At 40.4% G+C, this 26,312-nt stretch carries 24 protein-coding genes; 20 read left to right on the top strand and 4 right to left on the bottom strand.

Going from position 1 to position 26,312, the window contains the following annotated elements:
- Window positions 1-524 precede the first annotated feature (524 nt).
- The 3 genes from AC1TO9_RS18260 (at window position 525) to AC1TO9_RS18270 (ending at window position 2,401) form a co-directional block, all read left to right on the top strand.
- A complete protein-coding gene (locus AC1TO9_RS18260; protein WP_482060175.1) occupies window positions 525-1,151 on the top strand; it encodes an HNH endonuclease in 627 nt (208 codons plus the stop codon).
- Window positions 1,148-1,636 (top strand): SMI1/KNR4 family protein, encoded by a 489-nt coding sequence (locus tag AC1TO9_RS18265; RefSeq protein WP_482060096.1) that lies wholly within the window; start codon window positions 1,148-1,150, stop codon window positions 1,634-1,636. The genes AC1TO9_RS18260 and AC1TO9_RS18265 overlap by 4 nt, the downstream gene beginning before the upstream one ends.
- 291 nt (window positions 1,637-1,927) lie before the next feature.
- Window positions 1,928-2,401, top strand: a complete 474-nt coding sequence (locus AC1TO9_RS18270) for an Imm30 family immunity protein (protein WP_482060097.1) — start codon at window positions 1,928-1,930, stop codon at window positions 2,399-2,401.
- A gap of 192 nt (window positions 2,402-2,593) precedes the next feature.
- Here AC1TO9_RS18270 and AC1TO9_RS18275 read toward each other — a convergent pair whose 3' ends face one another.
- Window positions 2,594-3,670, bottom strand: a complete 1,077-nt coding sequence (locus AC1TO9_RS18275) for a polysaccharide deacetylase family protein (RefSeq protein WP_482060098.1) — start codon at window positions 3,668-3,670, stop codon at window positions 2,594-2,596.
- A 691-nt stretch (window positions 3,671-4,361) separates the two neighbouring features.
- Here AC1TO9_RS18275 and AC1TO9_RS18280 point away from each other — a divergent pair.
- The 3 genes from AC1TO9_RS18280 (at window position 4,362) to AC1TO9_RS18290 (ending at window position 7,183) form a co-directional block, all read left to right on the top strand.
- On the top strand, window positions 4,362-5,339 hold the full coding sequence (locus AC1TO9_RS18280) for a DUF3829 domain-containing protein (RefSeq protein ID WP_482060099.1): 978 nt from the start codon (window positions 4,362-4,364) through the stop codon (window positions 5,337-5,339).
- 43 nt (window positions 5,340-5,382) lie between these two features.
- On the top strand, window positions 5,383-5,919 hold the full coding sequence (locus AC1TO9_RS18285) for a hypothetical protein (protein ID WP_482056123.1): 537 nt from the start codon (window positions 5,383-5,385) through the stop codon (window positions 5,917-5,919).
- A 520-nt stretch (window positions 5,920-6,439) separates the two neighbouring features.
- Window positions 6,440-7,183, top strand: a complete 744-nt coding sequence (locus AC1TO9_RS18290; RefSeq protein ID WP_482060100.1) for a GTP pyrophosphokinase — start codon at window positions 6,440-6,442, stop codon at window positions 7,181-7,183.
- 130 nt (window positions 7,184-7,313) lie between these two features.
- On the opposite strand, the gene AC1TO9_RS18295 is transcribed toward AC1TO9_RS18290, so the two are convergent.
- On the bottom strand, window positions 7,314-7,937 hold the full coding sequence (locus tag AC1TO9_RS18295; protein WP_482056125.1) for a peptidylprolyl isomerase: 624 nt from the start codon (window positions 7,935-7,937) through the stop codon (window positions 7,314-7,316).
- A 240-nt stretch (window positions 7,938-8,177) separates the two neighbouring features.
- Between AC1TO9_RS18295 and AC1TO9_RS18300 the strand changes: the two genes are divergently transcribed.
- From AC1TO9_RS18300 to AC1TO9_RS18350, 11 genes are all read left to right on the top strand, one after another.
- Window positions 8,178-9,902, top strand: a complete 1,725-nt coding sequence (locus tag AC1TO9_RS18300; RefSeq protein ID WP_482056126.1) for a sensor histidine kinase — start codon at window positions 8,178-8,180, stop codon at window positions 9,900-9,902.
- Entirely contained in the window at window positions 9,899-11,509 is a 1,611-nt protein-coding gene (locus AC1TO9_RS18305) for a response regulator (RefSeq protein ID WP_482060101.1), read from the top strand. Before AC1TO9_RS18300 ends, AC1TO9_RS18305 begins: the two co-directional genes overlap by 4 nt.
- 141 nt (window positions 11,510-11,650) lie before the next feature.
- Window positions 11,651-13,348 (top strand): type 2 periplasmic-binding domain-containing protein, encoded by a 1,698-nt coding sequence (locus AC1TO9_RS18310; protein WP_482056128.1) that lies wholly within the window; start codon window positions 11,651-11,653, stop codon window positions 13,346-13,348.
- 193 nt (window positions 13,349-13,541) lie between these two features.
- Window positions 13,542-14,438 (top strand): ABC transporter permease, encoded by an 897-nt coding sequence (locus tag AC1TO9_RS18315; protein WP_482060102.1) that lies wholly within the window; start codon window positions 13,542-13,544, stop codon window positions 14,436-14,438.
- Window positions 14,439-14,456: 18 nt separating this feature from the next.
- Entirely contained in the window at window positions 14,457-15,335 is an 879-nt protein-coding gene (locus tag AC1TO9_RS18320) for a carbohydrate ABC transporter permease (RefSeq protein WP_482056130.1), read from the top strand.
- Window positions 15,336-15,475: 140 nt separating this feature from the next.
- Window positions 15,476-17,224 (top strand): sensor histidine kinase, encoded by a 1,749-nt coding sequence (locus AC1TO9_RS18325; RefSeq protein ID WP_482060103.1) that lies wholly within the window; start codon window positions 15,476-15,478, stop codon window positions 17,222-17,224.
- On the top strand, window positions 17,217-18,638 hold the full coding sequence (locus tag AC1TO9_RS18330) for a response regulator transcription factor (protein ID WP_482060104.1): 1,422 nt from the start codon (window positions 17,217-17,219) through the stop codon (window positions 18,636-18,638). Before AC1TO9_RS18325 ends, AC1TO9_RS18330 begins: the two co-directional genes overlap by 8 nt.
- 150 nt (window positions 18,639-18,788) lie before the next feature.
- Complete coding sequence (locus AC1TO9_RS18335) at window positions 18,789-20,465, top strand: extracellular solute-binding protein (RefSeq protein WP_482060105.1); 1,677 nt, start codon at window positions 18,789-18,791, stop codon at window positions 20,463-20,465.
- Between the two features lie 75 nt (window positions 20,466-20,540).
- Complete coding sequence (locus tag AC1TO9_RS18340) at window positions 20,541-21,431, top strand: ABC transporter permease (RefSeq protein ID WP_482056134.1); 891 nt, start codon at window positions 20,541-20,543, stop codon at window positions 21,429-21,431.
- A 19-nt stretch (window positions 21,432-21,450) separates the two neighbouring features.
- Entirely contained in the window at window positions 21,451-22,335 is an 885-nt protein-coding gene (locus tag AC1TO9_RS18345) for a carbohydrate ABC transporter permease (RefSeq protein WP_482060106.1), read from the top strand.
- Between the two features lie 96 nt (window positions 22,336-22,431).
- Entirely contained in the window at window positions 22,432-22,695 is a 264-nt protein-coding gene (locus AC1TO9_RS18350; protein ID WP_482060107.1) for a hypothetical protein, read from the top strand.
- Window positions 22,696-22,826: 131 nt separating this feature from the next.
- Here the strand turns inward: AC1TO9_RS18350 and AC1TO9_RS18355 are convergent, their stop codons facing one another.
- Both AC1TO9_RS18355 and AC1TO9_RS18360 read right to left on the bottom strand, forming a co-directional pair.
- The gene (locus AC1TO9_RS18355) at window positions 22,827-23,306 is read right to left on the bottom strand and encodes a GAF domain-containing protein (RefSeq protein WP_482060108.1); all 480 of its coding nucleotides are present in this window, start codon (window positions 23,304-23,306) and stop codon (window positions 22,827-22,829) included.
- Window positions 23,307-23,334: 28 nt separating this feature from the next.
- Entirely contained in the window at window positions 23,335-24,114 is a 780-nt protein-coding gene (locus AC1TO9_RS18360) for an alpha/beta hydrolase (RefSeq protein ID WP_482056138.1), read from the bottom strand.
- 217 nt (window positions 24,115-24,331) lie between these two features.
- On the opposite strand from AC1TO9_RS18360, the gene AC1TO9_RS18365 reads away from it, so the two are divergent.
- The 3 genes from AC1TO9_RS18365 to AC1TO9_RS18375 all read left to right on the top strand — a co-directional run bounded on the left by AC1TO9_RS18365 (window position 24,332) and on the right by AC1TO9_RS18375 (window position 26,247).
- On the top strand, window positions 24,332-25,078 hold the full coding sequence (locus AC1TO9_RS18365) for a thioredoxin domain-containing protein (protein ID WP_482056139.1): 747 nt from the start codon (window positions 24,332-24,334) through the stop codon (window positions 25,076-25,078).
- Between the two features lie 2 nt (window positions 25,079-25,080).
- A complete protein-coding gene (locus AC1TO9_RS18370; RefSeq protein WP_482056140.1) occupies window positions 25,081-25,512 on the top strand; it encodes a disulfide oxidoreductase in 432 nt (143 codons plus the stop codon).
- 153 nt (window positions 25,513-25,665) lie between these two features.
- The gene (locus AC1TO9_RS18375) at window positions 25,666-26,247 is read left to right on the top strand and encodes a GNAT family N-acetyltransferase (protein WP_482060109.1); all 582 of its coding nucleotides are present in this window, start codon (window positions 25,666-25,668) and stop codon (window positions 26,245-26,247) included.
- Window positions 26,248-26,312: the final 65 nt, after the last annotated feature.

The raw sequence follows: 26,312 nt of genomic DNA on the forward strand, positions 1-26,312 counted from the left end.
CAATATCTGGAGCGATATTCGGACCATTCGGTGTAGTGGCTGTGATTGGTCAAAAAATGGTATTAGGAGGCGTGACCAATTCCTTCGAGAGTGTGATAAGGCAGACGATGGAAAGAGACGGATTCAGTCTGGGAACACTTATCGGAGACGCATCAATAGGAGCATTAACCGCAGGGATCATGGATGCAAGAATGCTGAAGGGAATTGCTGGGGAAGCGATGGAGCGGATCCGATATGTAGCACCATGGATAGCAAACGGACTACGTACTGCAGCGAGCCAATTCAGTAAGCGCATAGGAGACTTAACCAAGTCTGGCACTCAAGTAGCGAATAGATACTTAAGAGAAGCCAAAGAAGCGTTCACCGAGCTTAAGAACGGACTGAATAATCCTAATGGACGGGTTCTAGCATACGATGGACCACCGAGTACCAATGTATCGAAAAGCTCCGATCCAAAGTTAAATCAGCAGCAACAGAGATACTTGGACGAGATGGAACAAGGTAAGAAGGAATTGAATGAGCGGATGTCGAAGAATGCTGATGAGGTAGGAGATGCTGTCCATAGATCTGAAGTGGATGAAGTGATAAGAAATAACTATGACATAGATGGAAATCTAATTAACAGATCAATTGTACCTAAAGGCTATGACAGCGTTGAAGACTTCTTGAAAGTTGTAGATGATACTACTATTAAAAAGTTTGGATATGATAGTATTAAAGAATTTAAAGAGGTTGTAGGTCTTGTTAATAATCATTTAAATGCTTCGTCAAAAAATAATATAATAAATAAAGGATTAGCAGGAGGAAAGCATGTGAAAGGTGTAGACTACGATGTTTTAGGGTTTCCAATATTTAAAGGTGATGATGTTAAATTTTCACTTAAAATGGATGAGAGTTTGTTTAAGGGTGCAGATGATATGCAATTTAAAGAATGTACAAATATGTTAAAGAAGGCGCTTGAAAAAGGAGAAATTTCTGAAGATATATTTACTCCAAAACAGTTAGCACAAATTAATGCAGGAAAAGCAAGAATACAAGGATTAACCTGGCATCATCACCAGATTCCGGGAAAGATGCAGTTAGTCATATCCAATTTACATGAGGTAAATCATTTAGGTGGTAATAAATTATGGGGAGATGGGATTAGATGAGTAAAATAGTATGGCAATTTGCCGATGAACCTGTAAGTGAAGAATTTGTAAACAAAATTGGTAATGATTTGGGATTTAATTTTCCGAGCGATTATATAAAGTGCGTTGCATTAAATAATGGTGCTAATGTAGAACCAGAGTTATTTAAAGTAGAAAGTCGAGAAAAAGTTTTTGGTACTCTATTATCATTTAATGAAAATAATGATGAGTATATAATATTTGTTTATAATGAATATAAAGGAACGTTACCAAAAGAACTAATGCCCATTGCGTTTGACCCAGCAGGAAACTTAATTTGTTTTGATTATAAAAATCATACAGATGACCCGATTGTAGTTTTTTGGGAACATGAAAATGCAGGAGAAAAAGAGATGTTAATGAGAGATGAAGGAATAACAGAAGAACAAGCTGAGGAGAAAGCACGCGAAAATGTATTTTATATAGCAGATAACTTTTCTGAATTTCTTGATAAATTACATGATTAAAAAATAGTAATAGAACCTCGGAGAATAATGCCGAGGTTTTATTACATATGAACACGTATATTAATTTGACCCAAATTAATACACAGTTAGCGACTGAGGAAATAAAGCCTATAACTATTTGACGCTTACGTTATATGAGAAGGAAAGTAAGAGGACCGATTTGACCCATAAAATTTGAATATCCTTAATACGTACTCTTGTTAGGATGTTTTTTATCTTCAACTGATTTAAAGCATCTCAAGAAAAGCGGAATTCTGAACTCGTGGCTGAAGCCGTAAGGGAGAAATATTAATGAATATAGAGGATGAAATTTATAATATTAACAAAATGCGTTACTTGGAGAATGAAGGCGATTACATAGAAATAATAGAAAACAATCTAAGTGAAATAGCACAAAATGCAGATAATAATGCAATCATTGCTCTTTGTACTATTTTTGATGATGATATAGACGAACCTGTTATTATAGGTGGAGTGATAGAGACTATTTTTTATATTGCTGAACGCAATGGGCTTGAAGAGGGCTTATATAAATTAACTCAAGGAATAACGGGAATGCAAACAAATGCAAGGAAATGCGTGAGAAGGCTCTATAAAACTCTTCTAAATTCAGAGGATTTAATTGAACCATATATTAATGTGTTAAGGAAACTAGCACCCTCACAAAAAGATGAAATAATAAATATTTTTAAAGAAATAAGCGATAAACAACCAGCGGAGTATCTTGGAAAAATGAATTTTATGCTTAAACAAATTAATTACTAACTCAACCTTCGCAGAGCCGAAATCGAATTTTTGGCAAGTACAGCACGAGTTTATGATCAATTAGATAGCGTCCTTGACCGCGAGGATGCCGACAAAAAATCCCGTCGGGATAATCCCGCCGGGATTTTGCTTGAAAAAACAATCAGGATTTAAATCAAAAACTCAAAAGGATCAATTATAGCTTCGAGGTCTTTAGTTGATCTCCAAATAATCAATGAAAGCATCCCATGTCCCGTTATCGGCTGTTACAACGAGTTCAATCTCTTGATTTCCGGTTCCATGGCTGACATTGTTTATTGTATAGACCGCAGGACTGCTCCCGCCGAAGTAGAAGGTACCCTTCGTCACTCCGCCGATTTTTAAGTCGACTCTGGCCATATTCGAGTTATTCGAAGCACCACGGAGTGAAAAATTATGGGCGCCGCTTGTGAAATTCTGCGTGTATTTCACCACATCATTGTTGGCGTATAATGCGACTCCGTTGAACGGCGAGCTGATATTCCCGGTATATTGACCGCCTTTGATCATACTCTCAGCTTCCACTTTCGTAGCTGTACCTGTGGTTGGAGGAGGTGTACTACCGCCACCGTCAGGCGCTACCGCCCGGCCGGTGCTCGTCGAGATCATGCCGGAGCAAAGGCCGCGACTCTTGAGGTTCTGCGCGATCTGAGGGATCGCTTGGAGCGTAGTCTGGTACTGGTCATGCATCAGGATCACGTCGCCGTTTTGCACCCTGCCCGCGGCGGCTACGATCTGGGCGGTGCTGGCGCCGTTCCAGTCCTGGGAGTCAACGTTCCACATCACTTCGGTAAGACCGTTTTGGGTCTCGATGGACTTTAAGGTCGCGTTGGTCTCGCCATACGGCGGACGGAACAGCTTCGGTGCGGTTCCGGTAGCCGACTGGATCGCCTGCTGCGTCCGCGTGATTTCTGACGACATCTGCGAGCTACTTAATGTAGTCATATGCGGATGCGTATAGGAGTGGTTGCCGACCCACATGCCCGCTGATACTTGATCCCGCACCAGAGACGGGTTGTTCTGCGCGTTTTGCCCGAGGTTGAACATCGTTGCGCGTAAGCCAGCCTGCTTCAGCGCATTGAGAAGATTTGTCGTATTACCAGTATTGGGTCCATCGTCGAACGTCAAGCCTACGTAACCGTTCGTGCAGTTGGCATCGGCAGCACTGGCGATAGGCATTATCGGAATGGAGAACAACGTACTGAAGAGCGCCAGGGACACTGCCCCTTTTAATAGTTTTGCTTTGAACATAATAGTACCTCCTCTTAATAAAATACTAGTATAGTGTTCGCTCGCGTCACTCCAAACCGTTGTAACTCTCTCTACTAGATTCCTATTTGGCCTCATCTCCTTCCGATCTTTTAACACCTCAACAAAAAAAGCGCTTTCAAAAAGATAACTGCTTTCGCTACCTTCTCGTAGATGAGCGCATTTTTTGCTAGGTGACTATAGTATAAATGATGTAAATTAAAAAAGGAACTTACAATATAAACATTTTAAGTAATTCCACTACCACACAGAATAGGTGTCCTCTATATGAAAGAGCAAAAGTAAGCATTTCGATAATACCTGGCTCAGTATTTGATGGGACCTAAAGCGGCAAGTTTGGATACCCTGTATTTGCATCTCCGATACTTCACGCTTCAGTAAGCCGCGAAATTTGATAGATTTCTTGATTTCCATGTACTAACATGTATGCTTGAAAAGCATAACTTAAATAAAGCCAAAGCGTTATAGAAAAAGGTCGATCATGGTCAAATACCACCATGATCGACCTTTTTCTGTAATTGTATTATCTGTTGATATCCCCTAAGTGATATCCACTTTTTAGGGTTTCTATTCACAAATAATGTAATTCTTCCGATAAATAGATGTAAAGGAAAAATTGGAATAAAGGAGAGAGGGTTATACTGTGAAAAGGGCTATTATTTTACTTCTATGTATGATGATCTTAATAAGCGGGGTAGTAGCTTGTAGCAATTCGGCTGTTACTCAGAAGCAAGAGGAGAGTGAGGAAAAGGAAGATTATAATAAGTACAATGCCTATATAGATCTGAGTAATCATGTGATCAATGGGGGCTTTTTAGAATCTATGGTTAGTGTTTATTTCAAGGAGTTCGGTGTAGACAAAGAAATATATATGGAGGACGATTTTGACGGGTATTCAAATGTACCATTTTTTTCGGGGGTTATTGGGTCAATGAATGACATACTTAAGTATGCCTCACTGGAGCCATCCTACGGGGTTATAGATGAGAAGGTACAACAGTTAGTTCCCGTTATTGTAGATTTAATGAATACCACTAATGAGATACAGACTTATTATTCTGAGGACAAATATTTAAGTGATAATTTTAAGCGAGGTAAAGAATTACATATCCGCGCTGTAGAACTTTTTGAGCAATATATAGAAGCAGCAGAGCAATATATGATTGAACTCTCACAGATCACAACTGAACGCAAATACCAGAATGCTGAAATGTTAAAAGAGCAAGATTTGTTAATACGTTATTATGCTATGAGCATCATCCTTAGATCACAAGAAATACAAGATGCTTTCTCCATGGCAGGTGTAAGTGATGAGAATATATTGGATTTTGATTTGAAACAATATGAGGATTTGTATACTCCATTAATAGAAGATATTGCGCATTATAATGAATATGCCGCGGACGAGGCTCGTAGAAAGAGCGAACTGTGGGCTAACCTTCACGATTTTGGAGGAGGAGCAGAGAATGTTAAAGTAACCGCAGATGATATACTCCAGATTTTGCGTGAACAGAATTCGGAGATTGATAGTGATTTGAAGGGGAAAGTTACGACAGGCGGAAAGAATGCGATACTTTCAAGCTTCGACCGGAAAGTAAGTAGTCTCATAGACGGATACAACATTAATGTAAGTGTTACAGTGACTAATTAGTAAACCATAGAGTGAAAAAAAATCAGTAGGCAGGGGATAAACAATGAATCGATTATTAACGAACAAATTTATAGAAATAATGCTTAAAGCACCTTTTCGCCCGGCAAAAGTCAACGCCTCAGGTGATATGGTATTTCGTAAAATAAAATGGTGGGCGATCCTTATCCATGTAGGACTCATATTAGGATGGCTATCTGTTGGTTTTTCATTTACGCCGGATATGGCAGAAGATAGAGATTTTGTATACGTGGTGCGAGGGATCACCGCCTTTTTTACATTCCTGTGGGTAGATTATGTGACCTACCAAGTGGTAGCCAGCAATTCCGAAGTGAGGGGCAAGAAATGGTTTAGTAAACGTACAATTCTTTATTCAGAGGTTACAAATGTAGGGCATACACGCTTTTACGGAGGGCAATTTACAATTGAGAGCCCTCAAGGTAAGATTCGCATACCGGACGGTACTACTGGAGTTGCTGAATTCATCGAACTGATGTCCAAGCGAATCGGTGAAGAAAAGTGCATAAAAGCGAATCAAGTGCTGGATAAGAAAAAGGCTGAGATGGAGAAATTATTAAAATAGTTAGATTGAATTCATAGGTGTATAAACACTTGATAAACTTATAGAAGGCTCATACCAAACATGGGAATGAGCCTCTTTTTTTACATGTGAAGCTCTCTCATGCGACGGTAATGCCTTGAGAACAAGGTTATTAAACTACAGCATGGTTAAAGAACAACAGGGAAAGAGGATCGGTAGATATGTACCACACCAATATCAGTATGATAGGATAAAATCATGAATGATCCATAGAATGTGAGGGACTCGACGGATTCGCGACTTTCTGGGTGACGAATCAAATGAGCGAGCAGTCGAACAATACGATAGTCCATAGGTTGGTGCATGTGGATCATATTATACCAATTGAGAACCCAGAAAGTATCTCTTAAGGGACCCAACTCAAGGCTGTATAAGCTCAAACCTAAGCGTGGGTTGATGTCTAATACTAAGAATTAATCTTGTGATATGCACTATTCGTTTTCTCGAACTCCGAATGTTATACTGGAAATGAAGGAAGCCAACAGGGGAAGGAAGAATAGGAATGGAACAGAATTATCAGATAGACCAACTCAAAAAATTCAGGCATGACATCACCTTATTCATGCTCACTTACAAATTCGCATTGGAAGAGATGGAGACTAAGGTTAATATATTGAAGGAAGAATTTGAAACCTTACATGATTATAGTCCAATTGAACATACGAATTCGCGTCTAAAGTCACCAGAGAGCATTATGAATAAGATGTTTCGTAAAAGTAATGATATGAATTTTTCGAGTATAAAAGATAATATTAAAGATATTGCGGGTCTTCGGATAACTTGTTCTTTCATTTCAGACATATATCGCGTTAGTGAAATGCTTCAGAATCAGAAAGATCTGACTACTCTTGAAGTCAAAGACTATATTAAAAAACCTAAACCAAACGGTTATCGCAGTCTTCATTTGTTGATTGAAGTACCTGTGTTTTTGTCTGATCGGCAGGAGAATGTCTGTGTCGAGGTTCAGATTCGGACCATTGCGATGGATTTCTGGGCAAGTCTGGAGCATAAAATCTTCTATAAATATAATCAATCTGTTCCAGAGAGTCTTCTCATGGAGTTAAAGAACGCTGCAGAATCAGCGAATGCTTTAGATCTTCAGATGGAGCGGCTTCATCATGAAATAAAGGAAATTAAAGATGCTAACCCTGAGGATTCCTTGGCAGAGCTTAGTCAGTTTATGATTAATAATCAACAATTTACGATTCCCCCAAGTCTACAGAAGTTTCTTTCTGAGGGTGGTTGAGAGAGTATTGAACGATGAGTTATTAGCATTTGTTACTATGTGTCTAGTACAGCAAACAGGGCCTTCACTTTCCGTTAATGGAAAGCGAAGGCCCTGTTTGCTGTAAATATGATGGAGAAGTGTTAGGAACCTACTTCTCTGTAATTTTGACTTCTGTAATCTGAATCGTTTCCGTTGGGAAATCCCCAGCATCGACAGGTGTAGCAGCAATATCCAACACAACGTCCATACCGTTTGTTATTTTGCCAAAGATGGTGTAGTCCGGTGTCAGTGATAGGCTGTCTTCACCGGTACAGATGAAGAATTGGCTACCGTTCGTATTCGGTCCTGCATTAGCCATAGCTACGATACCAGGCTCATATTGATAAGTTGTCTTCTCATCTTCGAATTGATAACCAGGACCACCTCGACCAGTACCAGTTGGATCACCACCCTGAATCATAAAGGATTCAATAATACGGTGGAAGATAACATCATCATAAAATCCTTGTCTAGCTAAAAATACGAAGTTGTTCACCGTTAGTGGTGCGTCCTTTGCGAACAGTTCAATCGTGAAAGTACCTTTTGAAGTTGTCATTTCAGCTTCATATGATTTGGCACTGTCAATCTCCATGGCTGGAGGGCTACTCCAACTCTTCGTGACTGGCTGTTCTGTCGGTTGATTAGCAGCTGAATCGTCGTTACCACAACCGGCTAGTAAAAGCGCAGCCGTAATCAAGGTGATTAGAGGCATGAATACATATTTCTTGTTCATAATACTTGTCCCACTCCTTTATAGAGGTTGTTCAAAAGTCATCTTTTGAACTCTCATTTATAACAAATCTTGTTTTATCATATCCAACATTCGGACAAAAATCTAGTTTTCATATAATCCGTTTCAATAACAGCAGAAATATTTCATTATGGGTCTGTTAGTCAGTAACTAATGCGCTTACAATGAATGGAGAATATTATGAATGAGTAGGGTGGGAATCTGTGCATGCCTAGGTATAACTTGTATAAGAAAATTTTGCTGATGATTCTAATGATGTTGTTACCTATTGTAGGTTTGTATTTCTATTCGAATCAGACGACTACAGGAGTTCTAAGGACAGAATTGAATAAATCCAATGAGAGTCAGTCGACGTTCTTTCAGAGCCAAGTCAATATGAACTTTGAACGCTTATCCTTGTTACCTAATCAATTGATCCATGATCCGGATATATCGAGTTTTCGTGATATATATATGAACGAGCCTTATCTTAATCTAGATGCAATCACTTTAGTGAAGCGGATTCAGGAGAAATTAAGTCTCCAACAAAGTTCGCTGAATTGGAAAAGTGAATTGTTGATCTATTCGGTGTCATTAGGCAGAGTGGTCTCGCTTAACGATGTGAAACATTATGATATTGAAGTTTTAAAAAGACAGATTTCACCTGGGTGGCAAGTTAGTAGGCAGGGGGAAGGTGATGAAGAGCATTTTCAATTCTCAATGTTTACGGTTGCTCCTTACTCGGCATTCACTCAACCAGAAGATGCTAATCTCATCGTTGAGATTAGGTTCAGCAGTCGGAGTCTTGAGGAGATGCTTGATAAATTTAAAAGTGATGGACGTCGTGATCCATTCTATTACAAGAAAGATGTAGGCGTCATTTATAATCGTACTGCCAATCATGAACTGGCAGGATTACTCATCCAAGAACTGGAGAAGTCAGATTTCCAACAGGATACAGAGCATCGGAAGGTAGAACTAGATGGAGAAAGTTACATGGTCAACATTGTGTTATCGAATACGACGGGATGGTATTTAATAGATTATATGCCGCTGTCAGATATCATGCATCCGATTGAGCAATCCAACCAGTTATTTTATTTAGCGATTGGGGCGTTACTCTTGATGAGTTCTATATCCTCTTACTTGTTATATGATCAGGTTCAGGTGCCTATGAAGAAGCTTGTACATGGATTTCAGCTTTTGAAGAATGGTGATTATTCTGTTCGCATGGTCCCCCGAGGGAAGAGTGAATTCAGCTTCGTATTTACTAGGTTTAATTCAATGGTAGCTCAGATGCAAGAACTATTCGAGAGAGTATATATGGAGAAGATTCATGTGCGGGAGGCCCGATTGAAGCAGTTGCAATCTCAGATTAACCCCCACTTCTTCTATAATTGCTTCTCTTTTATATCGAGTATGGCTAAGCTTAAGAATTTCCAAGCCGTTGTGGCTATGTCTGAGAACTTGTCTAACTATTATCGCTATACGACCCGTCAGGAGCGGGACTTAGTTCCCCTACGAGAGGAAATGGATTTCATTAAGAATTATTTGGAGATCCAAAAGATGAGAATGAGTCGTCTTGATTACTCGATTGATCTACCCAGTATGATTGAACAATTGGATATTCCTCTACTTATTATCCAGCCGTTAGTAGAGAATGCTATCATCCACGGGATTGAGAGCAAGGCTGGACCAGGTATAGTGAGAATTACGGGAGTGACCGATCAACGCGGAATAACTCTAATTGTGGAGGATAATGGCAAGGGAATGAAGGCACAGGAGCTATTATCTCTACAGTATAAGCTAACCCAACCAGTAGAAGAGGGAGTGGGATATGGACTATGGAATGTGCAACAAAGAATGCAACTTAGGTATGGGGACGGTTCAGGTCTTGCATTATCCAATTCGGAGTTAGGCGGACTGAGAGCAGTATTGTATTGGGATATCCAGGGGGAGATAGAATGATTGAATTACTACTGGTTGATGATGAATCATATGTGACCGACAGTATAGAACAGACCATTCATTGGAGTGAGATGGGGATTAGTCAAGTATATCAAGCTAGTTCTGCCGCTGAGGCATTACAGGTGTTAGAAGAGCAAGCGATAGATATCGTAGTGACAGATATTCGGATGCCAGAAATGGATGGGTTACAACTTGTGGAACTGATTGCAGAACGTTGGAAAGACATTCGCTGTATCTTACTTACGGGCCATTCAGATTTTCAATATGCAAGGAAAGCGATTCAGCTCCAAGCGTTTGATTATATATTGAAGCCCGTTAATGATGATGAATTTGTAGCAAGTATATCTAGTGCGATTGAAGATCTCCAAGATGAATGGGAGCAGGCCGAACGATACCAACAGTTGTTATATGATCGCAAATCAGATCTTACGGTATTAAAGGCTAATCTGATGCATGATTTGCTACTTGGGCGGACACTATCATCCAAAAGTATTCGTAATAAATGTTTGCAATATGAGATTCCACTTCGAGTAGACGAGCATGCGATGATGATGCTTATTCCTTTACCTCGAACATTCGCAGGAATGGATCACCATTCTATCTCACTTATGGAATATGCGATTGGGAACATAGCGGAGGAAGTCTTCTCTGAGTATTATCATATATGGCATAGTAAATCACCGCATGATTGCCTCATTATTATGGCGGCACCGAAGGAGAAGTCTCATCAGAGTTCTAGAGAGAAACTGACAGAGCTTGTCCAAATCCTTCAGAGAAATGTGAGTAATTATCTGAAGGGTGATATCTCGATCGTACTATCAGAGTGGTTCGAGTTCCCAGCAGGTATAACTGCGGCATATCGAGCGGGGTTGAGTGCTATCTTCACGGCAGAGACGGGTGGTCCGCACAAACTATTATTTCTAGAGGATCCATCGCAGGGTACAGATTTAGTTATTAAGTCTATTGAGATGTTATACAAGCCGCCGACACTTATTCATTTGTTAGAATCCAAGCAATGGGAGACTGCGCAGGACAAAATAGACAGTGTATTCCGAGATATGGAGCAGGTTTCTTTTATGCGTGAGCATTTGTATGAAGTCTTCTTATCCGTAACGAATGCATTCTTATATATTGCGCATAAGCATGGTGTGTTCATGCATCAAATTGACCATTCTGGGTTCGATCTATTCATCGACCAGAGAATTGTTCATTCGCTAGAGACATTAAGAAACTGGTCCACTGAAATGATGGATAAGTTGAAGAAGGAGTTATATACGAATGACAAATATACGAACAGTTATATTATTAAACAGGTACATGAAATAGTAGCGAATGATATGGGGCAGGACACCTCAGTAAAGATGATCTCGGATAAGGTGTTTCTTCACCCCGTATATCTATCGAAGATTTATAAGTTGGAGACCGGAGAAAGCTTGAGTGACTATATCATTCGGATGCGTATGGAGCGGGCATTATATCTGTTGAAGAATAGCAATATGAAGATATATGAGATTACGAGTGAGCTTGGTTATCAGAATCCTCAATATTTCAGTAAAATATTTAAAAAGCACTATGGTGTAACACCACATGAATATCGTGAACATTAACGTAAATCTCGTCAGAAGTCTAATATAGTTGTTAAAGGTGCAGAAATCTTAAGTTCGTGACATAGGCTGACGGAGAATCCCCCCCTATAATTATAGTTGTACCTACAAACTTGTTACTAAGAAATATAAGGGGGATGAAGGATGAAGACCTTCTCAAAGAAAGGATTATTGCTGTCGCTCTGTATGATGATGGTGATGGTCATTGTGGCTGGATGTTCGGGTAATAAGAATGGGGAAGAACAAACAACTGCAACGAAAGCACCAACCACCAATGAATCGGCAACTAATGAGAGCGCATACAAAGATAAATATGATACACCTGTGACGATAACAACAGTCTGGGGAGTAGATCCAGAACTTAAATTTAAGAATGGTGAGACGATTGAGAATAATGTAGCTATTAAATGGGCTAAAGAGACACTGGGTATTGAGATTAAATCATTGTGGTCTGTGACGGATACCAATGGTGCGTTTGCGACAAAGATGAGATTGTCGATGGCATCGGGACAAAAGATGCCGGATGTCGTAACGATTGGCGACGCGCAGCTTGCTCAGGACTTAATTGATTCAGGATTATTCAGAGAAGTGGGGTCCCTCTTTGATGAATATGCTTCAGATACATGGAAGCAAGCGGTTGAGATTGACAATCACGTATGGGATCCTTACGTCCGTAATGGTGAGAAGATGGGGATTCCAGTATTGGACTATGCATACAATCACGATTATTTACTGTGGATTCGTCAGGATTGGCTAGATAAGTTAGGTCTGGATGTTCCGAAGACGCTTGATGAATTAGAGGTTGTTATGGAGGCATTCAAGAACCGTAATCCGGATGGACTTGCTCCTAATGAAGTCATTCCACTTAGTATTGGCTTCAAAAATGCAATGAACACATGGATGGCTGATCCGTCATGGATATTTGGGGCATATGGTACCATGCCGCAACAATGGAATTTAGGTGCAGATGGTAAGCTTGAATATGGCTCTATTAACTCAGGTAGTAAACAAGCGTTACAGAAAATAAATGAGTGGTTCACGAAAGGTTATATTCCTAAAGAGGCAGCGTTATGGGACGAGAATAAAGCCTCTGAGCCAGCTGTTGCAGGAACGGCAGGGATTATTCCAGGACCTTATTGGATGAGTGGCTGGCCGTTGTTGGATACGGCGAAGAATGTAGAAGGAGCTGTATGGAACCCGATTGGAATTCCTACGGGGCCCGACGGTGTTGCAGGTAGACATGGAACACATTTCACGAACGGTGTCGTGTTGATTAACAAAGATATGAAGAATCCAGAAGCATTCTTTACGTATCAGAACTACATGTTTAACAACTTAGCCGATCCTGAAGTAGGCAGTCAATTTGATAATGGTCTATTTAAAGGTTATGACTATGATGTAGATGCAAGTGGTACTGCGCTTCATTTAGATGACATTCCAGGTGGGTATGTAAATAGTATTCGTTACTTACTTGTTCGTGACGGAGCGCGTATTCCGGACGCTCAGATGAAGGCACTCTTGAATCTTGCGAACGGTGGAGAGCCTAAGACGAGACTTGAACTAGAAGTGAAGAATAACTATGGTCCGCAGACGCCTGCAGCTGCAAAAGTACTATTGGAACAGGATAGTACATCGATGAAGAATCTATTCACAGGTCCGACGACAGATACAATGAAATCCAAGATGGACTACTTGAACAAAATTGAGAGCCAAGCATTTAATGAAATTATTTATGGTGACAAGCCAGTAGATTCCTTCGATAAGTTTGTTGAGACATGGAAGTCCTCAGGTGGAGATCAAATTACGCAGGAAGTAAATGCTTGGTACGATACGGTGAAATAAAATAGATTGAAGCAGTATCCCAGACCACCAATATGTGGTTCTGGGATCTTTGCGTTTAGAATGAAACTTTGGAAGGGAAAAGGTTGGAATCGTACCATTTATATTGCTTTTGTTAGCTACTCTTAGGAAAAAGAGATTGATATAATTTTGTTGTCAAGACATATGACACTAGAGACAAGTAAGGGGCGAACCTATGAGAACTTTTAAGAAGAGCTGGCAATTCCATTTGATGATATTGCCTTCGCTAATATTTCTTATTATTTTTAGCTTTATTCCAATGGGCGGCATCGTGATGGCATTTCAGAATTACAAGCCTTGGCTCGGAATAACAGGATCTGATTGGGTGGGTTGGGATAACTTCCGCTACTTATTTGAAAGGCAAGACAGCGTTCAGGTTATTTGGAATACACTTGTTATTGCCGTATTCAAATTAATATTTAATCTAGGAGTACCATTTGTATTCTCTATATTGCTTAACGAACTTCGTAAGTTGCATTTCAAGCGATTCGTTCAAACGTTAGTCTACCTTCCCCATTTCTTATCCTGGGTCATTCTAGGGGGGATATTACTTGATATTCTGTCTACAGATGGAGGAATCGTCAATCGGACGTTGGTCTCTGTATTTGGAATTGAACCGATCTTCTTTCTCGGTAATGGGGATTGGTTCAGATTTACGGTTATCGTATCCGATGTCTGGAAGGAATTCGGATTTGGAACGGTTGTGTTCTTAGCGGCCTTGGCTAACATTAATCCATCTCTCTATGAGGCTGCGGAAATGGATGGGGCGAGTCGTTTAAGACAAACGATACATATAACGGTCCCTTCCATGATACCTATTGCTGTAGTTGTAGGTACATTAGCGCTTGGGAATGTACTGAATGCTGGATTCGACCAGATCTTCAACTTATACAATTCCTTGGTATACGAGAAGGGTGACATCATTGATACCTTTGTATATCGGACAGCAATCCTGAATGGGGAGATGGGCTTCGGAACAGCTATTGGTCTCTTCAAGTCTGTGATCAGTATGATTCTTATTCTAATCTCATACCGCTTAGCTTATAAATGGGCAAACTATCGAATTTTCTAGAGAAAGGAGAGGTCATTGATGTATCACAAAACATTATCATTCCGTGTATTTAATATTATTAATATTTGCTTCATGATCGCCGTTGCATTGTTATGTATTGTTCCGCTAGTTCATGTGTTAGCAGTATCCTTTAGTTCGAAAGCCGCAGCAGATGCCAATTTAGTTGGATTATGGCCGATTGACTTCACGATAGAATCTTATAAAAAAACGATGGCTAACCCCATTTTCCTACATTCCATCTGGGTATCGATTAAAAGAACGGTTATCGGAACAGGACTCACACTTCTTCTATCTTTTCTTGCGGCGTATCCGTTATCTAAAGAGAGTTCAGTATTTCGGGGTAGAACGGTATATTCATGGCTATTTGTATTCACGATGATCTTCAGCGGAGGGCTAGTTCCATTCTATATCGTTATTCAGAAGATCGGACTTATGGATTCCTTCTGGGTTCTCGTGCTACCGGGTGCAGTCAATGTATATCTCACCATTCTAATGCTCAACTTTTTCAGAGGAGTACCCAAGGAGCTAGAAGAAGCGGCCTTAATCGACGGGGCGGGGCATTTTCGCGTCATGTTCAGTATCTATTTACCCGTTTCTTTGCCGGCCATTGCAACACTTGCACTGTTCAGTATGGTGACCCAATGGAACTCATGGTTTGATGGGCTACTATACATTAATAATTCGAAGGATTATCCGCTGGCTACCTTTTTACAGACGGTTATAATCCAGAGGGACATGAGCTCTATGAGTATTAATCCGAAAGAAATGGAATTGATCTCTACCAAAACAGTTAAATCAGCGCAAATTTTCATTGGAGCGTTGCCCATTCTACTGGTGTATCCATTCTTGCAGAAATACTTCGCGTCCGGGCTCATCATGGGTTCGGTGAAGGAATAATTTTAAACATAAGTAGCATCATACAATAATATTGACCCGTTGAGAAAAGCTCAATGGGTCTTTTGTTTTTAAAAATGCTATGTTAATCTCTTAATAATCTAATCTACACAAATGTCGTTCACTGAAGAGGAAGTGCTATCATGACGGGACTTAGAAATAGATTGCAACGGTATCTCTATGATTATCTGACGTTAAAGAAAAGAATCATCATTATTTTCTTGTCTAGCTTCTTGATTCCTTTTGTGAGCATCATTCTAATATCCTACTTCACGATCTACTCTATCCTTACGAATAAAATTCAAACGGGTATTCAGAACAATCTAAGACAAGTGGAGCTTTCTTTGGAGAATTCGGTCAACAATCTAAATCATGTGTCACAACAACTTGCATTTGGTGGAATCATTGGCAATAAGCTCGATGACTTTCTGTCTACTGACGAGCCTTTTGAACGTTCAACAATGCTAAGTGATCTGAAGGAAGAACTAGGTCTCATCACTTTTACAAACCCCAGTATCGGACTAACCCTTTATTATTTTCTGAATGATGATAGTTATGAACTCGAAAATTCAGGCGTGAAGGAACAGTTTTCTCCGAAGGAACTGCCTCTACTAGCGGAATATAGTAAGATATCCTATTATGGTCCGCATGTTAGCAACAATCGTTTTGACAATGGCTATGTATTATCTGCTATGCGAAAAGTGGATCTGCCTAATCTTAATGATGTCTATGTTTATATAGAAACGGGATTTCAGTTAACACAAAGCATTCTTCATAACGATGCCATTGGTGGCGCAACATCTTATGTATTTCTAGATAATGATGGAAGAATTGCCTATAGTGATGCTACTGCTGATTTCCAGATGGACACGTTGTTTCCCCATTTTGATAAAGATCAATTGTCTGGTGAAGAGAATGGGTATTATTGGTATAAGGAGATAAGCAATCAAGGTTGGAGTGTCATATCTCTTATTCCTAAATCTGACTATAACAAAGAAATGAATAGATGGTTCGTACAAATCTCCTTGTTCTCCTGGCTATTCCTTGGGATGACTTTATTCCTGGCATGGTTACTGTGGAAAATGGTATATCGCCCTTTGAATGCATTCAATAAAGAGATTGAACTCATGGCACAGAATGAAGCTCAAACGGCTACGGTGAAGACCAGAATACCAGAATTTGATTTTCTATTGAATCAATTTCAACAAATGAAGAAACAAACGTGGGAATTGTTCGCAGAGGTGGAGGTGAAAGAGAAGCGCAGGGCTGATCTTGAAGTGGAGAAATTATTACATCAAATTAATCCTCATTTCTTGATGAACACGCTTGATACCGTCCATTGGTTAGCGGTCATGAATGGCCAAGATGAGATTGACCGTCTCGTCTCATCTTTGAATAAGTTGTTACATTATAATCTAGGGAAACTCGGTGAGACTTCTACTATTCAAGAAGAGATTGAGGCTGTTAATCAATACTTGATCCTTCAGCAGATTCGGTACGACTTTCAGTTTGCTGTGCATATATATGTAGATGAAGAAGTATTGAAGATACCCATTCCACGGTTCATTTTGCAGCCGCTTGTAGAGAATTCACTGTATCATGGATTAACAGATGATGGTTATATCGAAGTTGATGTTCGGCTAACGGATAAAGTTGACATATCCATTCGGGATAATGGTGCCGGGATGTCGGAGGAGAAAATTCATAATTTACTTCATACCCCAGAAGCTGAGAATCGTAAGGTGGGTATGGGAATTGGTATGAACTATGTGAAGCGCATGATTGAGATTTATTACGGCGGACAAGCAGAACTTAGAGTAACTAGTGAAATTAATAAAGGAACAACCATTCACCTAAGTTTACCTATTGGAGGTGTAATAAATCATGATTAGAGTGATTGTCGTTGATGATGATAAGTTGGTTCGCAAAGGGCTGATATCTGCTATGCCTTGGGGTGATTTCGAAATGCAGGTTGTTGGAGAAGCGAGTAACGGTGAGAAGGCGTTAGAATTTCTAGCTGGGAATGAAGTTGATTTAATGCTTACGGATCTGTCCATGCCTGTCATGTCTGGCATTGATCTGATGCGAATTGTTCGGAAGAAATATTCCCATGTGCATATTGTTGTACTAACGCTCCATCAGGATTTCGAATATATACAAGAAGCGATGAGGCTAGGGGCAATAGATTACATTGCGAAAGTCCAACTTGAGAAGGAACGCTTCGAGGAGGTCCTTGGACGAATTCATAACCGGATTATGGAACAGGATCAGCGCGATAGACCGGATGATGAGCTATTCTCCATTGATTATGGCTATATGTTAATTTCAATGGATCGTGTTTCTGCCAGCAATAGAGTAAGGAGTTGGGTGTCAAATTATAATAGTAGCCTGAAAGAATTAGGGCTTAACTTATTCTTTTGTTTGCCATCGAGTAGTTCAGAGGGTGAACGCTTGTTGGAGAATCTCGTGAAGGAGATGGATGCCAGTTCGGATTGGGTCATGATTAAGCTCAGTGGCATTCTGAATCGAACAGCCGAAGAAGTCTATGGGTGGATACGAGAATACAAGGATAAGGAGTTCTTCTATGATTACAATCCGTCTATGAGATTCATAGAGAAGTCGATGCGAACTCGCGATTGTGTAGAACAAGCAGGTACGGAAGAGGATATCGGCGCGCTAAAGGCCAGCTGGGAGTCAATGGAGTGGGTTTTTCAAGATATTGTATATCGCAAAAATGTAGAGGAGTTAAAGTATCATCACCTGTCACAAGCGAAGTTAATCGGATTTATGTATGTACAAGTAGATCGTTGGAATCATCTGTTTTCCAAAATCATCCCCATATCTGTACAACTAGAGGAATCATTAGACTCCTGGCAACAGGTTGAAGTCTGGATTGATCAAATGCGCAATCATATTCGCCAGGCATTGGGAAGGATTACATTTTCAACGGAGGTCATTAAGTGTATTATGAAGGCGGTTGATTTAATCCATGAGGAAATTGATCAACAAATAACGGCAGCAGACATGGCCCAAAGGATTAATATGAGTCGAAGTTACTTCAGTCAATGCTTCAAAGGGATCATCGGAGATAACTTCAATCAATATCTACGACAAGCACGCATGGAAAAAGCGAAACATTATCTGCTTTACAGTAATAAGACAATTTCGTGGATTGCCAACAATGTTGGATACGAAGATGATAAATATTTCAGTCGCTCCTTCCGTGAGCACACTGGGCTACTTCCTAGTGAGTACCGTTCAGTAGCTCAGGAAGGTAGAAATATGTCCGCAAACAAGGTAGAGTAATGTTCGAATTACTGAATTGTAAGCGTTAACATGTGTGAATCCTCGGTCATATCTCTACCTCAAAGTGTAACCACCTTCTATCTAAGGGTAGTTAGATCTTGTGTTAGTTTTAGAGTGTAAACAAATACAAGGATGAAAGAAGGGGCGAATATGAAGAACACGAGAAAAGTCATCGTCTTAACATTGGTAACCGTCATGCTAATCTTGTCGGCATGTGGGAATGGCAAGACCTCCAGTAAGGGAGAGACTGTTACTCAAGATCCAAACGACCCATTCGGCAAGTACAGTGAGGCTATTACAATTAATATTGGTAAAGAGGTAGACTCAGCAGATAAAAGCTTGCCATCCGGAGATACGCCTGAGAATAACACCTATACAAGATACGTTAAAGAAAAATTGAACGTTGATACGAAGATCATTTGGCAAGCCGGGGTTGGGAAGGATTATCAGCAAAAGGTCAACCTTTCCATCGCGAGCAATGATTTACCAGATGCGCTAGTTGTGACGGATACGCAACTAAGACAAATGGTGAAGAGCAATCAACTTGCGGATCTGACTGAGGTATACGAGCAATATGCTTCACCTACGCTTAAATCAATTATTGAAACAACAGAAGGGCTTGCTAAACAGGCAGTTACTTTTGACGGCAAAATGTATGCCTTGCCTAACGTAACAGGTGAAACGGATATGCAGCATATTATGTGGATTCGTAAAGATTGGTTAGACAAACTAAATCTTGAAGTCCCAAGAAATATCGAAGATTTGGAAAAGGTTGCGAAAGCATTTATCGAACAAGATCCTGATGGTAACGGGAAAGCGGATACGATCGGCATCACGGGTCCTCAATCGGGCGGTCTGATCAACGCAGACTTTATTAATCCGAATAATAACAACTATGGATTTGATCCGATCTTTGGCGTCTATCATTCTTATCCAGGATTCTGGTTAGAAGGTGCTGATGGCAAGCCGACGTATGGATCGATTGAGCCGGAAACCAAGGAAGCACTTGCCAAATTGCGAGACTTATACTCGAAGGGATTAATCGATCAAGAGATGAGCATACGTAAGGATGCGCAGGAATTAATCAAGAATGGCACTTCAGGTATTTATTTCGGACTGTGGTGGGCTGGTGGATATGGCCCCTTAGCGGATGCCATAAAGAACAATCCCGAAGCCAACTGGCAAGCTTATTCCTTGCTAGATAGCAATGGAGAGTTCACCCCTCATATGGGTACACCGTCGAATCAATTTCTCGTTGTTCGCAAGGACTATAAATACCCTGAGGCAGCCATTAAGATGGAGAATCTTTTATTGAGAGATGAAGCGACTTTCGATGTGAGTGTAGCGATTGGTAACTATCCGTTGCGTATTGTCTTTGCTCCAATGGATGAAATGTATGTCACCTACAACATGATGAAAGAAGTGTTGGCAGGCACGAAGACAGCAGAAGAGTTGGATATTCCAGGCTATAAACTGCTGAAAGCAGATGCTGAGAATATTAAGAAGGTGAAGCTGGAGCCTTATGACAAGGTGGATATCCAATATTGGGATCCCAATGCAGATCTTGGTGCTTGGAAACGCCTCTATTCCACAATGGTCGGAGTAGCGCCACTTATGGAACCATTTACTAAAACTTATAGTTTGACTTATTCACAGACGAAGACCATGGAGAGCAAATGGGCTACGCTCGATAAGATGGAGAAAGAAACCTTCCTTAAGATCATTATGGGGGCAGCGCCGCTTGATACATTCGATAAGTTCGTAGTGGATTGGAAGAAGCAAGGTGGAGATGAAATTCTGAGTGAGGTTGCAGAACTAGCGAAGTAGTATAGATCCGTGTTAGGCGCTGGGAAGTCTCCGGTGCCTTTCTATCAACAACTGAGAAAGGAAGGGTGATGAACTATGGTTAACAAGGGATTTGCCAAACATTATTACATGATGCTTCTCCCCGGATTCATCTGGCTAACCTTGTTTAGTATCGTGCCCATGTTCGGAATTGTGATGGCTTTCCAAGACTATAATCCTGGTCTCGGAATTCTTAACTCTGAGTGGATAGGATTAGACAATTTCAAATATATGTTCTCACTTAACGATAGTGGTACGATACTCTTCAACACGATCTTTATCGCTGTTTTGAAAATCATTGGCAATCTACTGATCCCGCTTTTGTTTGCATTATTACTGAATGAGCTAAGGATATCCTATCTAAAAAGATGGATTCAGACGATCGTCTACTTACCCCATTTTATCTCATGGGTTATTCTATCGGGAATTTTGTTAGATGTGTTTGGCTACACAGGACCCGTGAACCAGATGCTTTCCATTTTTGATGTGAAGCCAATTCTATTTTTTGGTAGAGCGGATTTATTCCCGGCCCTCATTGTAGGAAGTGACGTATGGAAGGAATTTGGGTTTAACACGATCATCTATTTAGCAGCTTTAACAAGCATTAACCCTTCTTTATATGAGGCCGCTGCGATAGATGGCGCTTCACGTTTACAGCGGATGAAAAATATCACGATTCCCGGAATCGTGTCAGCTATTATATTGCTTTCTGTGCTTAGTTTAGGTAACGTCCTGAACGCTGGATTTGAGCAAATCTTCAATCTGTATAACCCACTTGTCTATTCGAGCGGAGATATTATTGATACATGGGTATACCGAACCGGTCTTGTAAATTTACAGTTTAGCTTAGCAACAGCAATGGGCTTACTAAAGTCTGTAGTCAGCTTTATCATGATTACTGTTTCCTACTACATGGCATCGAGGTTTGCCAATTACCGTATCTTTTAATAAAAAGGAGTGTACTTCTATGGTTAAAGATAATACGGTAGGCTCCAAGCTGTTCGATATCTTCCTTATCATCACCCTGGTGGGTATTGCACTCTTATGTATACTTCCTATATGGTATACGCTTGCCGTCTCGCTAAGTGATAATGCAGCAGCTAGCTCCGGTAAGGTTGGATTGTGGCCAGTAGGATTTAACTTCAGTTCCTATAAAGAGATTATGGGTGATCGTAAATTTTTTAATTCGTTCTGGATTTCCATCCAACGTGTTGTGCTAGGCTCAGGCCTAAACTTTGTCATCATCCTATTGATGGCCTATCCACTATCCAAGGGGGCTAAGGAGCTACCATTCCGTAACGTGCTGATGTGGATTCTCGTATTCACAATGCTGTTTAATGGTGGGCTGATCCCCTGGTATATGACCGTGAAATCATTTGGGCTCATTAATAATATTTGGGCGCTTGTGTTAGGAAGCAGTGTACCTGTATTCAGTGTTATTCTCGTGATCAACTTCTTCCGCAATTTGCCCAAGGAGCTTGAAGAGGCAGCACTAGTGGATGGAGCGGGTCCATGGCGTATGTTGATTCAGATATTCGTCCCGCTTGCGGGTCCCGTTATTGCGACGGTCACCTTATTCAGTATTGTATATCACTGGAACGAGTTCTTTAATGGGTTGATATTGATGTCAACCTCGGATAACTATCCGCTACAGACCTATATCCAGCAGATGGTCGTTGTGATTGATGCGAATACGATGACCGCTGAGCAAATCCAACGAATGAGTGAGCTCTCGAATCGAACCTTGAACTCAGCCAAAATCTTCATCGCGATGATTCCTGTATTGATTGTCTATCCATTTCTACAGCGCTTCTTCATCACAGGGATCACACTAGGGTCGGTTAAGGAGTGAAGGTGAGGCTGTGAGGCTCGAATAGATGCAAAAGTACACTTAATTAGCAGGAAAAGTAGGGGAAGAGAGATTTAGTTGTAAAAAGGACAGTTAAAAATGGCGATAACGCTGAAAAGTAGAGTTTCCAGTAATTTAGATGTACTCCATGCAACTAAAGTTAGCTTCAGAGGGATTGGGCTGAATTTAGATGTACTCCATGCAACTAAAGTTAGTTTCGGGGGGATTGGGTTGATGTTAGCTGTATTATTGCACTTAATAGTAAATGGTAGATGCGGAGTGCGATTATTGATGATGTTGCAGCTCATACCTGCTAGCGATACCATGCATCACTGGCATCATAAACGTAAACTTCTTCACTAGTGGTAAGACCGATGTAACTTTATAACATGGTTATATTCAGAAAAGCGATGGTTCCTCTATCCATGAGGGAACCATCACTTTTTATTCTAATCAGAACACCTCACTATAACTAGTGGTTACAATGTTATGAACTATATCTGAGCGGTCAGAATGTCTACAAATTGTTCCAGAAATTGTTGTTCTTCGCTGTCAAAGCGGTTTTTTAGAGGACTATCAATATCTAGTACGCCGTAAAGTTCGCCGTTCTTGATGATAGGAATGACAATTTCGCTATTCGAGGCTGCATCGCAAGCGATGTGGCCTGGGAAGGCATGAACATCATCAACTAATATGGTTCGACGTTCGGAAGCAGCAGTCCCACACACTCCACGACCTAGGGGAATACGGATACAGGCGGGCAATCCTTGGAATGGACCGAGGACAAGCTCCTTACCATCATAGAGATAGAACCCCACCCAATTGATATCTTTCATAAATAGGTTGAGTAGTGCAGATGCATTAGCTAAGTTAGCGATGGCATTAGGTTCATCTTGAATCAGTGCTTTTAATTGTTCTAATACGGCTACGAATGAGCCGCTTCGGTTGTCCCCGTAGGGAATTGCTTGAAACATCAGACATCACCTTCCTTATAGCCGTTAGTTATGATTTATTGCGTAGGGGAAGCCATTCTAATACGTTTTGTATTTTGGCATCCCAATATCCCCATTCATGTTCACCGGGTTCTTCCTCATATGTAAGGTTGAGTTCGGTTTGAGCGCATGCTTTGCGGAAAGTTTGGTTATCTTCGTACAGAAAGTCCTCTGTTCCACAACATTGATAGAGAAGTGGCTTAGGACCATCTGCTTGATCACACTGCTTAAGTAACTGAAGAATATCATTATCCGTCCCGCGGATATCTTGATTGCCAAAGATCTGATTATGGATCAAAGGGTGGTCTTGATGTAATCTATCATTAGCAATATCAAGCGCACCAGATAAGCTAGCTGCAGCAGCGTATTGATCAGGTCTACGTAATGCTAGCTTCATCGCTCCGTAGCCACCCATAGATAATCCGGCCACATAATTATCTTCTCTTGCATCTGAGAGAGGGAAGAAAGATCTAGCAATCTCGGGTAACTCTTCATTTAGAAAGGTCCAGTATCGATTTCCATGGGCCATATCTGTATAGAAGCTAAGATCTACCCTAGGCATAACAACAGCTAATCCCAGCTCAGCTACATATCGCTCAATGGAGGTGCGACGTAGCCAGATTGAATCGTCATCGCTCATGCCATGTAATAAATATAAAGTGGGATGTTTATCACCCAATATATTATTGTTCATACCGATTTGTGTTCTTGTCTGCTGCGGAAGAATTACTGTCATTGAAGTACTTAAACCGAGAACCTCAGAAAAAAAGTTACATTGAATTAGTGCCATAATGAATACCCCCTTTTGAACTGATAATATTAATCATACTGAACATCTTATAACAAAGAAATATATTTCGAAAGGGACTTTTGAACAATCGTTTAAAGGTTTGACTTGATATAGGCAGGTTACTATAATTGTTATAGTTAAACAGACTTTTACAACCTTATTGTGAGATAGTCAATTGACAAATTAATCTGAGAGAAGAAAGGGGCTAAAAAGATTCATGAAACCGAAGAAGAATGCTAATGCGATCGCCATGCGAAAGGCTGAAAGAGAACGGCAAAGAAAGCTTACGCAAAAAATTATGTGGATTACTGGGGCAGGTATTATCGTCCTTGCAATTGTAATACTGGCATTACTACCAAAGTCTGATGAGAGTTCGAGGGATAACGCCGTATCTTTTGCATATGAGAGTTTACCTGTCATTGGGAATCCTGATGCACCAGTGAAAATTGTTGAGTTTGGTGATTATAAATGTCCTTCTTGCCAATATTTCAGTCAGAACTTCAAACCACAATTAGTGAAGGATTTTGTAGATCAAGGTCTTGCATCTTTTCACTATATGAACTACTTAATTATTGATCCTGATAAAGATTCTAATACAGCGGCATTGGCAGCACAGTCGGTATACCATCAGAATAATGAAGAGTTCTGGAAGTATTATCATGCTATTTATGATAATCAGCAAGATGAGTTGACCATCTGGGCCACACCTGAATATCTTGTTGAACTAGCACGTCAAGAGAATATAGCAGTTGATTATGACCTGTTAGCTGCGGATATCAAGAACAAGACGTATCAGAATGAAGTGGACGAGCAGCAGAAAATTGCGATTAAGAACAATGTGCGCAGTACGCCAACAATATTTATCAATGGAATTCAATTTACAGGCGATATGAACTATAATAACCTTGCAAAGACAATCAATGACGAAATAGCATTACAAAGTGCGGGGCAAGAGGAGAAATAATCATGAGATTCAGAGGGTTTATTCGAACGTATTCCCTGTATCTAGCTTGGGTTGTAGCGATTATTGCCACGGGCGGAAGCTTGTATTTAAGTGATGTGCTACTGTACGAACCCTGCAAGTTATGTTGGTTTCAAAGGATTCTCATGTACCCTCAAGTCATTTTATTGGGAATTGCCAGCTATAAAGATGATAGAAGGATCCTCTCTTACGTACTTCCTCTAAGCATCATTGGTGGTAGTATATCCATATATCATTATTTACAGCAGATGGTTCCTGCATTTGCGGGAATTGCACCATGTTCCGTCGGGATACCATGTAATGTAGATTACCTAAACTGGTTCGGTTTCATCACCATTCCTTTACTTGCACTTATTGCATTTATTATGATCATAAGTATATTGCTAGTTGGAAGGAACGAAGTAGAGGAAGAGTAAATAGTAACAACTATAGCGTATTTAATTGGGGAGTGTTGGCTGGAAACGGCTGGCACTTCTTTTTTTTGTGAACAAAATTGTGTAAGGTTCTTATTGCGGAATATACGTGGTAGAGTAATTATATTCAAAATATGGAGTTAGGAGGGCATACATATGTACGTTTGTGGTGGGAATATCCCTGAGCTTGAAGGTGAGCGAATTCTACTTCGAAGAATGCGATATGAAGATGCATTATCACTGTTGGAATGTTGGTCAAAGGAAGAGGTTCGAGAACATTCAGGCATTCCAGAGTTAGATTCTTTAGAGGATGCTGTGGAAATGATTCAATTCCTAAATGCCTTATCCGAGACGGAGGACGGACTGAGATGGGGGATTGTGGACAAAACAAATGATGAATGGATAGGAAGCTGTGGGTATAATATGTGGCAATTAGAAGGAGCATATCGGGGGGAAGTCGGCTGTGAGATATCTAGTTCTTATTGGGGACAAGGCTACATGACTGAGGCGGTTAAGCTGCTATTACAATATGGGTTTGAAACAATGGAGCTTCATCGTATTGAAGCCTTGGTAGACCCGCGGAATGAACGGGCAGGCAGATTGTTCACAGCTCAACACTTTCAGATGGAAGGACGATTGAGAGATTATCGTCACACAGTGGATGGGTTTCACGATGTACATATATATTCAATACTGCATAGTGATTGGCTGCAGATCTACAAGGAGATATCGTTATGATCAGAAGTCAACAGAACAGGTATGCATTTGGGCTATGTATGCTGTAAAATACAAGGAGTATATCT

It is taken from the genome of Paenibacillus sp. Y916, assembly GCF_056786435.1.